At 70.0% G+C, this 12,466-nt stretch carries 15 protein-coding genes and 1 tRNA gene; 9 read left to right on the forward strand and 7 right to left on the reverse strand.

Going from position 1 to position 12,466, the window contains the following annotated elements:
- Window positions 1-2: 2 nt before the first annotated feature.
- Window positions 3-704, forward strand: a complete 702-nt coding sequence (locus F9C12_RS28770) for a response regulator transcription factor (RefSeq protein ID WP_409462433.1) — start codon at window positions 3-5, stop codon at window positions 702-704.
- Complete coding sequence (locus F9C12_RS28775) at window positions 701-1,750, forward strand: sensor histidine kinase (protein ID WP_409184897.1); 1,050 nt, start codon at window positions 701-703, stop codon at window positions 1,748-1,750. Before F9C12_RS28770 ends, F9C12_RS28775 begins: the two co-directional genes overlap by 4 nt.
- 18 nt (window positions 1,751-1,768) lie before the next feature.
- Here the strand turns inward: F9C12_RS28775 and F9C12_RS28780 are convergent, their stop codons facing one another.
- Both F9C12_RS28780 and F9C12_RS28785 read right to left on the reverse strand, forming a co-directional pair.
- Window positions 1,769-2,617, reverse strand: a complete 849-nt coding sequence (locus F9C12_RS28780; protein ID WP_409462434.1) for an MBL fold metallo-hydrolase — start codon at window positions 2,615-2,617, stop codon at window positions 1,769-1,771.
- A gap of 56 nt (window positions 2,618-2,673) precedes the next feature.
- Complete coding sequence (locus F9C12_RS28785; protein ID WP_409462435.1) at window positions 2,674-3,732, reverse strand: NAD-dependent epimerase/dehydratase family protein; 1,059 nt, start codon at window positions 3,730-3,732, stop codon at window positions 2,674-2,676.
- A gap of 123 nt (window positions 3,733-3,855) precedes the next feature.
- On the opposite strand from F9C12_RS28785, the gene F9C12_RS28790 reads away from it, so the two are divergent.
- Window positions 3,856-4,356, forward strand: a complete 501-nt coding sequence (locus F9C12_RS28790; RefSeq protein ID WP_009083558.1) for a molybdenum cofactor biosynthesis protein B — start codon at window positions 3,856-3,858, stop codon at window positions 4,354-4,356.
- A 54-nt stretch (window positions 4,357-4,410) separates the two neighbouring features.
- Entirely contained in the window at window positions 4,411-4,584 is a 174-nt protein-coding gene (locus F9C12_RS28795) for a hypothetical protein (RefSeq protein WP_406638733.1), read from the forward strand.
- Window positions 4,585-4,588: 4 nt separating this feature from the next.
- Here the strand turns inward: F9C12_RS28795 and mscL are convergent, their stop codons facing one another.
- From mscL to F9C12_RS28815, 4 genes are all read right to left on the reverse strand, one after another.
- Window positions 4,589-5,008, reverse strand: coding sequence for a large-conductance mechanosensitive channel protein MscL (gene mscL / locus F9C12_RS28800; protein WP_409462436.1), 420 nt, complete (start codon window positions 5,006-5,008; stop codon window positions 4,589-4,591).
- A gap of 74 nt (window positions 5,009-5,082) precedes the next feature.
- A complete protein-coding gene (locus F9C12_RS28805; protein ID WP_409462437.1) occupies window positions 5,083-5,742 on the reverse strand; it encodes an SAF domain-containing protein in 660 nt (219 codons plus the stop codon).
- 129 nt (window positions 5,743-5,871) lie between these two features.
- Window positions 5,872-6,201 carry an FmdB family zinc ribbon protein gene (locus tag F9C12_RS28810; protein WP_409462438.1) on the reverse strand — a complete coding sequence of 110 codons (330 nt, stop codon included), beginning with the start codon at window positions 6,199-6,201 and terminating at the stop codon, window positions 5,872-5,874.
- Window positions 6,202-6,788: 587 nt separating this feature from the next.
- Window positions 6,789-7,388 carry a 5-formyltetrahydrofolate cyclo-ligase gene (locus F9C12_RS28815; protein ID WP_409462439.1) on the reverse strand — a complete coding sequence of 200 codons (600 nt, stop codon included), beginning with the start codon at window positions 7,386-7,388 and terminating at the stop codon, window positions 6,789-6,791.
- A 24-nt stretch (window positions 7,389-7,412) separates the two neighbouring features.
- On the opposite strand from F9C12_RS28815, the gene F9C12_RS28820 reads away from it, so the two are divergent.
- The 5 genes from F9C12_RS28820 to F9C12_RS28840 all read left to right on the forward strand — a co-directional run bounded on the left by F9C12_RS28820 (window position 7,413) and on the right by F9C12_RS28840 (window position 11,456).
- The gene (locus F9C12_RS28820) at window positions 7,413-8,318 is read left to right on the forward strand and encodes a UTP--glucose-1-phosphate uridylyltransferase (RefSeq protein WP_409184904.1); all 906 of its coding nucleotides are present in this window, start codon (window positions 7,413-7,415) and stop codon (window positions 8,316-8,318) included.
- Window positions 8,315-9,667 carry a gephyrin-like molybdotransferase Glp gene (glp, locus tag F9C12_RS28825; RefSeq protein ID WP_409462440.1) on the forward strand — a complete coding sequence of 451 codons (1,353 nt, stop codon included), beginning with the start codon at window positions 8,315-8,317 and terminating at the stop codon, window positions 9,665-9,667. The genes F9C12_RS28820 and glp overlap by 4 nt, the downstream gene beginning before the upstream one ends.
- Before the next feature lie 3 nt (window positions 9,668-9,670).
- Window positions 9,671-10,330: a GNAT family N-acetyltransferase gene (locus tag F9C12_RS28830; protein ID WP_409184906.1), complete on the forward strand. Its 660-nt coding sequence runs from the start codon at window positions 9,671-9,673 to the stop codon at window positions 10,328-10,330.
- A 161-nt stretch (window positions 10,331-10,491) separates the two neighbouring features.
- The gene (gene glpR, locus F9C12_RS28835; RefSeq protein ID WP_409462441.1) at window positions 10,492-11,310 is read left to right on the forward strand and encodes a gephyrin-like molybdotransferase receptor GlpR; all 819 of its coding nucleotides are present in this window, start codon (window positions 10,492-10,494) and stop codon (window positions 11,308-11,310) included.
- Window positions 11,311-11,383: 73 nt separating this feature from the next.
- Window positions 11,384-11,456: transfer RNA gene (locus tag F9C12_RS28840), tRNA-Ala, on the forward strand.
- Window positions 11,457-11,881: 425 nt separating this feature from the next.
- Here F9C12_RS28840 and F9C12_RS28845 read toward each other — a convergent pair.
- Complete coding sequence (locus F9C12_RS28845; RefSeq protein WP_409462442.1) at window positions 11,882-12,106, reverse strand: hypothetical protein; 225 nt, start codon at window positions 12,104-12,106, stop codon at window positions 11,882-11,884.
- Window positions 12,107-12,466 lie beyond the last annotated feature (360 nt).

The raw sequence follows: 12,466 nt of genomic DNA on the forward strand, positions 1-12,466 counted from the left end.
GCATGGAGGACCAAGCGGGTCGCGTGCTCGTGGTCGACGACGACGAGACCGTGCGCGACGTCGTCCGGCGCTACCTCGAAACCGCCGGTTTCACCGTCGACTTGGCCGGCGACGGCACGGCGGCGCTCGACCAGTTCGCGCGGCGCGTGCCGGACCTGGTGGTGCTCGACGTGATGATGCCCGGCCTGAACGGCCTGGAGGTGTGCCGGAGGCTGCGGCAGACGAGCCAGGTGCCGATCGTCATGCTCACCGCGCTCGGCGAGGAGGAAAACCGGATCGCCGGCTTGCAGCTGGGGGCCGACGATTACGTCACCAAACCGTTCAGCCCCAAGGAACTCACGTTGCGAGTGGCATCCGTGCTGCGCCGGGCCCGGATGCCGCGCCCCGAACCGCCCGCGGCGGAACTGACGGACGGCAATCTCCGGCTCCAGATGACCGCCCGCCAGGCGACGCTCGACGGCGAGGTACTGCCGCTGACCACGCGCGAATTCGATCTCCTCGCATTCTTCCTCTCCCATCCCGGCGTCGCGTTCAGCCGGGCTGACCTGCTGGAGAAGGTGTGGGGCTGGGACTTCGGCGACCAGTCCACGGTGACTGTCCACGTGCGGCGGTTGCGCGAGAAAATCGAACGTGACCCGGCCAAACCGGTCCGCGTCGCCACGGTGTGGGGCGTCGGTTACCGCTACGACCGGACACAGCCGTGATCGGCTCGGGCGAGTCGGCGTGGGACCTGTTCGTCCACGTCCTGCACATCCTGCCGCTCGCCTTGATGTTCGCCTTGCCGGTGGCGGCGCTGGGCGGGCTCGCGCTTTACCTGCTGCGGCACCGGTCGCTGGCCACCACGATGACCACACTCGTGCTGACCCCGGTCGCCGCGATGCTGGTCGGGATCCTCGGCGTGAGCGGCTTCATGTTCACCGAGGCGCTGACCACCGAGCTGCTGGTGTGCCTGCTCGTGGCACTGGTGGCGGTGCCCGCGGCCATGGTGCTGGGCCGGGTCATCGCGCGGCGCAGCGTGTGGGAACGCGAGGCGCGGGAACGCGAACGCGCGGCGGAGGCGTCGCGGCGCGAACTGGTCGCGTGGATCAGCCACGACCTGCGCAGCCCGCTAGCCGGAATCCAGGCGATGGCGGAGGCACTGGCCGACGGCGTGGTCTCGGAACGCACCGAGGTGGCCGACTACGCCCAGCGCATCAGCGGCGAGACCACCCGGCTGTCCGGCATGGTGGGAGACCTGTTCGAGCTGTCCCGGATCACCGCGGGAGCACTCGAACTGAGCATGTCGGCGGTGCCGCTGCGCGACGTGGTGAGCGACGCGGTCGCCGCGCAGGCACCGGTGGCTGACCGCAAACGCGTGCGGGTGCTGGAAAACGCGTCAGCGTGGCCGGTGGTGTCCGGCAGCGATCCGGAGCTGGCGCGGATTGTGCGGAACCTCGTGTCCAACGCCATCCGGCACACGCCGCCGGACGGCACGGTCGCCGTGCAGATCGGCATCGACGGCGACCAGGCGCTGCTGGCGGTGGACGACGGCTGCGGCGGGATTCCGGACGACGAGATCAACCGGGTCTTCGACGTCGCCTTTCGGGGCACACAAGCCCGCACCCCCGACCGCAGCGGCACTACCAGCGGCGGCGGGCTGGGCCTGGCGATCGCGAAGGGCTTGGTGGAGGCACACCGGGGACGGATCGGCGTGCAGAACCACGGCCCCGGATGCCGCTTCGAGGTGCGATTGCCGCTGGCGACGTCCTGATCTGTCTGTTGTGGACAGTCAGGACGCGGCAACCGCCGAGACCGGCTCCACGGTGCGGTCGGGCGCGATCCGGAAGAACGGCTCCTCCGGGAAATGCGCTGCCGCGACGATCGTTCCGGTGCCGACGACTTCGCTGAGCCAACGGCGGCGGGTCAGCTCCGCTTGCCCAGGATCGACGTCGGACGCCGCGCCGATCGACGGATCAGCCATCTGCTCCGGGATCTGGAAGACGTCCCCGATCAGGACGGCGCGACGGTCCTGATCCGCGACTTCCAGCACGTAATGCCCCGGAGTGTGCCCAGGCGCATGCCGCACGGTGACGCCGGGAGCGACCGCCTCGCCGTCAAGCAGCGGACGCAGTTTGCCCTGAGCGCGAAGGGCTTCCAGCGCGACGCGGCCTCGGTCGTGCCGCCCGGCCGGTTCGACGAAGGCCGCCCAGTCGGGCGCGCCGTACCGCACTTCGGCGTTCGGGAAGTACGGTTCGCCGTTCGGCGCGACCCAGCCGAGGTGGTCGGCGTGCAGATGAGTCAGCACCACGGTGTCGATGTCTTCGCGGGCGACCCCGGCTTCGGCGAGCGCTGCGGGCAAGCCTCCGGTGTGCTCGGGCTCAGCCGCGCTGACCACCGGGTGCAGCTGCTCCTTGGAGTGCTGCGGCAGATGCGGCTCGCCGGACGGACGCGGACCGAAACCGGCGTCGACCAGCACCGTACGGCCGCCGGTCCGGATCAGGAACGCGCCGACGACCACCGGAACAGTGCTCGGCGCCGAGCGCTTGCCCTGGAGTCCCGGGAAGAACGACGACGGCAACTGCAGCCGTCCGTCGGCCAGTGCGTGGATCTCGATGTCCCCCACCACGATGGAACGCATGCCCAGCATCAAGATCCGGTACGGCCGATTCATTCCGGAACGTGATCTTCACCTCATCAGGTGACGGGCGCGCGCAGTTCCGCGGTGGCGAACGCGGCGATGCCGTCCGCGAAGGCCGTTTCCGCCTGAAACCCGAGCAGCTCCCGTGCTCGGGCCGGATCGGCGACGACGTGCCGGACATCGGCGGGCCGCGCACCGCCGACGATCCGCGGCTCCGGCCCTCCGCAGGCGTGGGCCAGTTCCCGGGCCAGGTCGCCGACGCTGTGCGGCTCTCCGGAACAGACGTTCAGCGGCTTGAGGTCTGCCTCCGGACCGTCGCTGCGGAGCGCGAGGACGTTCGCGCGGGCCACGTCGTCCACGTGCACGAAATCCCGCTGCTGCCGCCCGTCCTCGAGCACGGTGGGTGCCTCGCCGCGTTCCAGCGCCGACCGGAACAGCGACGCTACGCCTGCGTACGGCGTGTTCTGCGGCATCCGCGGGCCGTAGACGTTGTGGTACCGCAACGCCCAGACCGTGCCGCCGGTCTGCCGCGTCCAGGCTCCCGCGAGGTGTTCTTGCGCCAGTTTCGTTGCCGCGTAGGTGCTTCGAGGCAACAGCGGTGCGTTTTCGGGCACGAGTCGCCAGCCCAACTCGGCACCGCAATGCGGGCAGGTGGGTTCGAATCGTCCGGCGTCCACATCGGACTGCCGGCGAGGTGACGGCGGAACGACACCGTGTTCCGCACACGCATAACGTCCCTCGCCGTAGACCACCATCGACGAGGCCAGCACGAGCTTGCGCACCTTCGCCGCGTGCATCGCGGCTAGCAGCACGGCGGTGCCGTAGTCGTTGTTCAGCGCATACGAGGGTGCGTCGGAGGGATCCACGCCGTGTCCGACCACCGCGGCCTGATGGCAGACCGCGTCGACGCCGTCGAGCAGCTCGGCGACGATCTCGGTGTCGGTGACGTCGCCGCGCAGGAACCGATGCCGCCGGGTGTATTCGGGCGGCGTGGTGGAGCCGTGCGCGGTGGACAGCAGGTTGTCCAGCACCACGACCTCGTCGCCGTCGTCGGCCAGCTGATCGGCGATCCGGGACCCGATGAACCCGGCGCCGCCGGTGAGGAGCACTCGCACCTCGCCGACGGTAGGCCGCCCGCGCCGGGGTGCGCGCGGCCTGCGCGGACCACGTCACCGAATCGTCAGAAATCACCGGGCCCGCGGCGGCGAAGCGGGCCTGGAACCGGATACGGTGTCGGCATGGAACGGAGCGCACAGCGGCTGGGCCGGGCCCTCGTGGTGATTGTGGACGACCGGGTCGCGCACGGGGAGCACGAGGACACCTCCGGGCCGCTCGTCACCGAGCTGCTCGAGGAGGCCGGGTTCATCGTCGACGGCGTCGTGGTGGTCGAAGCCGAGACCGCGGGCATCCGCAACGCGCTCAACACGGCGGTGATCGGCGGGGCGGACCTGGTGATCACGGTCGGCGGCACCGGAGTGTCGCCGCGCGACCGCACGCCGGACGCGACCGCCGGCGTGCTCGACCGCCCGATCCCGGGCATCGGCGAGGCCCTGCGCGCCTCGGGACTGGCCGCGGGCGCGGTCGACGCCGGGATCTCCCGCGGCCTGGCCGGCGTTTCGGGCAGCACGCTGGTGGTCAACCTGGCCGGCTCGCGCGCGGCTGTGCGCGACGGCATGGCAACCCTTTCCTCGCTGGTCCCGCACGTGATCGACGAGCTTTCCGGCCTCGAAGAGGTCTGAGCCCGGTCGGGTATCTCTCTGCACTTGTCAAACAACAGGTGGGACGATGGACCCATGCCGCACGAGGAACGACGCCCCCGCGTGACCGAGGCCCAGCGCCGCCGCCGGGTCGACGAGGTCTTCGGCGACGTGCTGCCGGAGACCACGTCCGATGAGCGGGGCCGGGGCCCGGAGACCACTCCCGATTCCTGGTATCTCGAGAACCGGCCCCCGCATCACGATCGGTGACCCCTCAGTTGCCGCGGCTGGAGGGGCCGTTGCCCTGCTGCGCGCGCAGCAGGTCGCGGATTTCGGTGAGCAGCTCGACGTCCGTCGGCTCGGCCGGACCGGGTTCCTCGCCGCGCTTGCGGCGCTCCTGGATGTGCTTCATCGGCAGCACGATCAGGAAGTAGACGATCGCGGCGACGATCACGAAGTTGATCGCCGCGTTGATCACGCCGCCGAAGTCCATGAACGTCGAGTCGTTGCCGTGCAGGACGTTGAAGCCGAGGCCCTTCGCCGCGTCCGAGCCGCCCAGCGCGTTGATCAACGGCTTGATCAGGCCGTTGGTGAACGCCGTGACGATCGCGGTGAACGCGGCGCCGATCACGACGGCGACCGCGAGGTCGACGACGTTGCCGCGCATCAGAAAGTCCTTGAAACCTTTCAGCACTGCTGCTCCCAGGGGATTCGGGACAGGCACCTGGCCGTCTTCGGACAGCCGTCGCCCGTCGGAACAGGGTCGGGTTAGCGGAGAGTAACCGTTACCGGTCGTTCGAGCGAGGAAGCAGCGACCTGCGTGGCAACCTGCGCTGGCAGCGCGAGCAGGACCAACGGACCCTTCTGCGGCGGGCCCAGGGTGCGGTTCCCGGCGTCGTCGGAACGCCGGACGGTGACCACCGTGGCCCCTCTGGCCAGCACAGACGCGGAATTTGTGGTATCCGCGCCCGCGACGACGTCCACGCGCTGGCCCGGCTGAAGCAACTCGGCGACGGCCGCGTCCGCGAGCCGGACGGCGACCGTGACTGCACCGGGTTCACCCGTTACGGGGAGGTTGTTGCCCAGCAGCCGGACGTCGGTGATGGGTTCGCCAGCCCGGGCCGCGCCGGACAGAAGGCGGCCCACCGCCGCGTCGGGCGTCGAGAGCGCGCCGGACGGGCGGAGGTGGTCGGGCAGCGCGACGGTCCGCACGTCCGCAGCGCGCAGGACAGAACCCGCGGGGAGGTCGCGTGCGGACACCACCGTCGAAGTGGCGGGTGCGCCCCGCGCGGAGGGCGGGAGAAGCAGGACGAGCAGGCCGGCCAAGAGCAAGGCCGCCGCGAGACACCGGCGGAGCATCCGGGCTCGCCGACCGCGCGGCAAACGGAAATCAGGCAGCGCGGGAAGGCGGCTGAGCAAGGTGTTCACGGTTGTCCCCTCGTCGGTTGCGGTGCGGCGGGATGCCGCACGAATCCGACGTTAAGGACGTCGCGAACCGGCCGGAAGAGCCGATTCGCGAACCTGTGGACAACTGGCCCCTTGTGGATAACTCGGGGGTCAGGAGGCCGTGGAAGCCGTTTTCGTCGTGCTCGTGGTGGAGGATGTGTTCGAGGACGAAGAAGACGTCGACGAAGAGGAGGTGGTGGACGACGAGTCGGACTTGGCGCTCTCGGTCTTGGCCGGGGCCGCGGAGGCGCTCGACTTGCTCGAATCACGCGAATCCGTGCGGTAGAACCCGCTGCCCTTGAAGACCACGCCGACCGAACTGAAGACCTTGCGCAGTGGACCGGAGCACTGCGGGCAGACGGTCAGGCTGGGGTCGGAGAAGGACTGCACCGCCTCGAAGCGGTGGTCACATTCCTTGCAGGCGTACTGGTACGTGGGCACTGAAGCTCCTTCATGCACTGGCACTCGACCTACAAGAGTGCTAACCCAATTGTGCTGGACAGCATTCCCTCAGCGCAATTACCCCTTGCTCACAGTGCGGCGGCGGAAGGGGTGGCGGCGGGTTAGCGCTGGTCAGGGCGTGCTGGGCGGCGTGGCTGGGTGACTGGACTGCGGCTGGTGCGGTCGGTCGGGCTGTCGCTGGGCCGGTTTGGCGGGGCGGGCAGTGTCTGCGGAAGGGCTGGTCTGTGCCGGGTTCGGCGGCTGTGCGGGCGGCCTGCGCGGGCGTGTGGTTTGGGTGATTCGTTCGGCGAGGTGCTCGGCTGGCTGCCGGCGGCCGCTCCGTGAGCAGCTCGGCGGAGCTGGTGGTCCGAGTGCCGGGCGTCGGATGAGGCAGGTGGCGCACCTCTTGTGGAGCGTCCGCGGCTAGGCCTCCGTCCGGGACGGTCGCCGGAGTCTGCGGTTCGGACGGCGGGTATCTGCACAGGCGGTCGTCACTGCCTTCGACCGGATGGGCGGGCTGTGGCGGCGGCCATCCGGTTCACGCGTCACTGACCACGGCAAGCCGGTCGAGTGGTCTTGACCACTCCTCAGCGGGCCGCGGCGGCGGTCGGCAGCTGGATGAGGCCCGAGGGGGTCAGGACGGCGGTCATGGGCACGTCGTGGGGTTCGGCGGGGAGGTGGTCGACGACCTCCTCCGTGCGCACCACAGCCACGCGGGCGGTATCCGGCGCGGCGGTCAGGGTGCGGTCGTAGTAGCCGGCGCCGCGGCCGAGGCGGGTGCCGTGGCGGTCGACGACCAGGGCTGGGATCAGCAGTACCTGTGCCGACGCCACCGCGGCGGTGCCCAGACGTGGGCCGGACGGTTCCAGGACGCCGCGGAGGCGTCCGGGGAGGAGGGTGTCCGGACCGGTGTACTCGGACCAATCGAGCGGGCCCGGAACGTCCGGGATGACGGGCAGCAGGACGCGGGCTCCCGTCGCGGCCAGGGCGTTCACCAGGGAGATTTGGCCGGGCTCGGTGCCGAACGGGAGGTACGCGCACACCGTTTCCGCGTGGATCGACGACGCCGCGGTCGCCAGTGCGGCTGCCTCGCGGGCATGGGCTTCGGGGGGCAGTTCGGCGCGGGCGCGGAGAATTCGGGTCCGCCACTCCGCCTTGCTCGGGGTCTCATTGCCCGGCTCGTGCATGAGACCAGGTTAGGCTTTGCGCCCATGACGGGCGCCTCAACCACCCAGACCTTCAGAACCGCCATCGTGCCTGCCGCAGGCCTCGGCACGCGATTCCTGCCGACGACGAAAGCGGTGCCCAAAGAGCTGCTGCCAGTGGTCGACACGCCGGGAATCGAGATCGTCGCGGCCGAGGCGGCGAGTGCGGGCGCGAAGCGGCTGGTGATCGTCACCTCGCCGGGAAAGGAAGCCGTCGTCCGGTACTTCGAGGCGAAGCCGGACCTGGAGAAGACGCTCGAGGAGAAGGGCAAGACCGAGCTGCTGGCGAAGGTCCGCCGAGGGCCGGAGCTGCTGGACGTCGAGGTGGCGATCCAGGAGCAGGCGCTCGGGCTCGGGCACGCGGTCGCGCAGGCCGAGCCGAACCTCACCGACGAGGACACCGCGGTCGCCGTGCTCCTGCCCGACGACCTCGTGTTGCCCGCCGGGGTCCTCGAGCGGATGTCGGCCGTCCGCGCCCAGCACGGCGGAAGCGTGCTTTGCGCCTTCGACATCCCGAAGGAGCAGATCTCCCCGTACGGCGTCTTCGACGTCACCGACACCGACGACCCGGACGTCAAGCAGGTCCACGGCATGGTCGAGAAGCCCAAGCCGGAGGACGCGCCCTCGACCTACGCCGCGGCCGGGCGGTACCTGCTCGACCGGGCGATTTTCGACGCGTTGCGCCGGATCGAGCCCGGCGCGGGCGGCGAGCTGCAGCTCACCGACGCCGTCGCGCTGCTGATCCAGGAGGGGCACCCCGTGCACATCGTCGTCCACCGCGGCGGGCGGCACGACCTGGGCAACCCGGGCGGATTCCTGCGCGCCGCCGTCGATTTCGCGCTCGAGGACCCGGATTACGGGCCGTCGCTGCGCACCTGGCTGACCGAACGGATCGGAAACGATCGCCCATGACGGACTCCCTCGACACCACCCCGACTGACGACACCACGGCGACCGAACCCGCGGTTCAGGCAGTCGCCGCAGCGGAATCGGCAGAAATCGCTGTCCCGGCGGAAGAATCCGCCGAGACCGGAGAGTTCCGCTCGGTCGACGAGCAGATCGCGCTGACCCTCGACGCCGCCGTGCGCCCGCGGCCGGTCCGGGTCGCGATCTCCGAGGCGCAGGGGCTGCTCTGCGCGGAGGAAGTGGTCGCCGAGCACGCGCTGCCCGGGTTCGACCAGGCGGCGGTGGACGGTTACGCGGTCCGCAGCGTCGACGTGCAGACCGCCGGGCAGGAACCGGTCCAGCTGCCGGTCGTCGGCGAAATCCCGGCTGGCTCGCGTCAGCCGCGACGGCTGCAGCCCGGTCAGGCGGTGCGGGTCGACACCGGCGCGCCGTTGCCCACGCTCGCCGACGCCGTGGTCCCGACCGCTTACACCGACGGCCACCAGGCCAAGGTCACCATCAACCGGTCCGTGCCGTCAGCCGGCTACGTGCGCCGGGCGGGCGAGGACGTGCAGATCGGCGACGTCGCCGTGCGCAAGGGCGACACCATCGGCTCGGCGCAGGTCGGGCTGCTGGCCGCGGTCGGCCGCGCGAAGGTGCTGGTCTACCCGCGGCCTCGGGTGTCGATCGTGTCGGTCGGCGACGAGCTGGTGGACATCGACCGCACGCCGTCGGTCGGCCAGGTCTACGACGTCAACTCGTACGCGCTGGCCGCCGCCGCGCGCGACGCCGGCGCCGAGGTGAGCCGGGTCGGCATCGTGCCGGGCGACCCGAAGCGGCTGCGCGAGGTCGTCGAAGGACGGCTGCTGATGTCCGAGATCGTGGTCGTCGCGGGCGGGGCCGGCGGGTCGTCCGGCGACGAGGTGCACGCCGCGCTGTCCGACCTCGGGCACATCGACCTGACCCGGGTCGCGATGCACCCCGGGTCGGTGCAGGGCTTCGGCAGGCTCGGCCCGGACTCGGTGCCGACGTTCCTCATCCCGGGCAACCCGATGAGCGCGCTCGTGGTGTTCGAGGTGCTGGTGCGGCCGCTGATCCGCACCGCGCGCGGAACCCGCAACCCGCACCGCCGGGTGGTCGGGGCGCGGCTGCTGTCGTCGATCACCTCGACGAAGGGCCGCCGCGGCTACCTGCGCGGCCAGCTGCTGCGCGACGAGGCGAACGGCGAGTACCTGGTGCAGCCGCTCGGCACGTCGGGCGCGCACCTGCTCGCGTCGCTGGCCGAGGCGAACTGCCTCATCACCGTCGAGGAGGACCTCACCGAGGTGGCCGCCGGCGACCAGGTCAAGGTCACCTTCCTCGCCCAGCGCGCCTGATCCGTGGCCGCACTCGCCGACTCGGTCGAAAACCGGCACCCCGGCTGGCCCGCCACGCTCGGCCCCCTGCGGATCCCGGCCGGCGTGCTGGCCGTGCGCCCGGTGCGGTTGCGCGACGCCGGCGAGTGGAGCCGCGTCCGGCTGCGCGACCGCGAGCACCTCGAGGAGTGGGAGCCGACCGGGATCGGGCCGTGGGCCGACCGCAACGCGTTCTGGTCGTGGCCGTCGCAGTGGGCGGCGCTGCGCGGGCTGGCGAGGCGGGGCCAGTGCCTGCCGTTCACGATCACGGTGGATGGAAAGTTCGCGGGGCAGATCACTGTCGGTAATGTGATCCGCGCCGCACTCCGGTCGGCCTGGATCGGGTACTGGGTGTCGTCCGAGATCGTCCGGGGAGGCGTGGCGACCGCGGCCGTCGCGCTCGTGACAGATCACGCTTTCGATGCCGCCGGGCTGCACCGGCTGGAAGCGACCGTGCGGCCGGAGAACAACGCCAGCATCCGCGTGCTCACCAAGGCCGGATATCGGCAGGAAGGGCTGTTCGAGCGGTACCTCGACGTCGCCGGAGCCTGGCGTGACCACCTCTGTTTCGCCGTGACGAAAGAGGAGACCGGCGACGGCCTGGTGTCCCGCCTGGTGGCCTCCGGACGCGCCGACCTGGTCTGACGGTGACTACGCGTCCCGCCTCGATCACGCGTTACCACATCCTGTGAGATTCACCTAATGCGGTGATGCATTTTCGTGATCGAACCCGGCGAGTCTGCGCCTCCTGTGTGACTGTTGTGGCTAGCGTGACTACAGCAGAGGATCGGGGGAGGTGACGGGAGATGCCCAGTTCGGTGATCATCGTCGCGCTCGCCGCGGCATGGCTCGTCGTTCTCGTGCCCATGGTGGCTCGCAAACGCCAGCAAGTCGCGCGGACGCCAACCTCCGCGCTGGCCGCCCGGGTAGTGCGAAGGGGCAGTGCTCGCAACGAGGGACAGGAGGACGACGCCGTGTCCGACAACGCGAATCCTTCGGTGGAGGATGATCTCGCCGAACTCGAGGCGGAACTCGACGCTGACCTGGACGCCGAGCCCGAACCCGAACCGGAGCCGCTCCCGCAGCCCGCGCGCGCCGAACGCGCCGCCGCGCCGCGCCGCGAACGCCGCAGCTACCGGCCCGGCCGGGGCGGCTTCGACCCGGAGGCGGCGGAGATCGCCGCCCGGGCCAAGTACGCGTTCCGCCAGCGGGTGGTCGTGATCCTGCTGATCGCCGCCGTCGTCACGGCCGCTATCGCCGGATTCGCGTTCTCGCTGGCGTGGTGGGCACACGCCGCGGTGGACCTCGCCCTCGTCGGCTACCTCGTGTACCTCCGCCGCCAGGTCCGCATCGAGAACGAGATCCGGCAGCGCCGAATGGCCCGCTACGCGGCGACGGCCCCGGCTGCTCCTTCGCGCGAGTCGTACGACTCCTTCGCGGAGGAAGAGGAGGACGTCGAGGTCGTCGCACCCGAGGTGCCGCGCGACATCGTGGAGCGCAAACCGTCCCCGATGTCCCGCATCCGCCGGCAGGCAGTCGTTGTGGACCTGGACGACGAGGACCCGGCTTTCGAGGAACTCGCCGAGCCCAGCGCGAGTCCTTACCGCCGGGCGGTCGGAGAGTGACCCCCCGCTGTTGGGTGCCTGGAGGGCGCTGCTAAGCTTTCCAAGCACTGAACAACAGGGGCTCACGCTCCTAGGGGCTGTAGCGCAGTTGGTAGCGCGTCTCGTTCGCATCGAGAAGGTCAGGGGTTCGATTCCCCTCAGCTCCACCCTAGAGGGCTTACTAGAACACTGGGCCAAGTCCATGCCAGCTAGTAAGAATTCAAGACCGTTAATAGCGCGAGGGGTGTCTCCGGATCCGGAGACACCCCTCGCGCTATGTGTAGACGAAGTTCCATTGGCCCCGGGGTCGGGCTTATCGCTGGTTGCGTCCTGATGGCGCTTCTCGATTGTGCTCATGGTGGCGAACGGCTCTTTCATGGCGTAGCCGGTGATGTCCTCCTCGATGAAGACGTGCTCGAAGAGGGCCTGGTTGAGCAGCCGTCGTCGCAACGCCGTTAGAGCGCTTGTGGATCATCGAGGAGGGTGAGGCAGAGCTCGACCAGCCGGGCAGCCTCTGAGACTTCGTTGCTCGTTTCGGCCAGGCGTTCAGTGAGCCGCTGCCGCTGTCGACCGATGTCGCGCAGACGCTCTTTCAGCTTGGCCCGGTGGCCTGCACGGAGAGCGTCACCAGTTCCGCAGCGACGTCTTCCATGTCCGGCTCGATGAACATCGCGCGCCAACGGCGCAGCGTGTCCGCCACGAACATGCGGACCACCGGTACTGCCGTGGGCAGCGCGACCAAGCCCAGCTCAGCGGTGAACCGCGGCTGTTCGCGACCGGCCGTCACAGGCAGGGCGGCGGGTGGGGTGTTCGTCAACGGCGGCGGGGCAAAAAGGGGTAATCGTGGGGATGTACGCGTTATCGACCTGGGTGGTCGCGTCGACGGCAAGGAATCGGCGGCTTGCCATCCCCTCCCGTAACGGTCTCAGGCGCTCGGCCGACTCCTCGCCACAGCTGCACTCTCGACTTTGCCGGAGCGCCCCATGCCTGAAACGTTCGAGATGGACCGGCTGGATCGCATCGGTGCCGTCCTCTACGGCGTTGCCTCCGGTGAAGGCTTGATTCGGTATGTGCCTCCCAGACCGTTCTCACAGTCGATGACAGCCGCACGGAGTGCCGCTGTTCTCGTAGCTGAACGAGGTTGATCTGAAGACGACCAGCGTAGTACGCGCAGCAG

The organism is Amycolatopsis sp. GA6-003 (assembly GCF_046267895.1).
In the GTDB taxonomy this organism is placed as follows: Bacteria; Actinomycetota; Actinomycetes; order Mycobacteriales; family Pseudonocardiaceae; genus Amycolatopsis.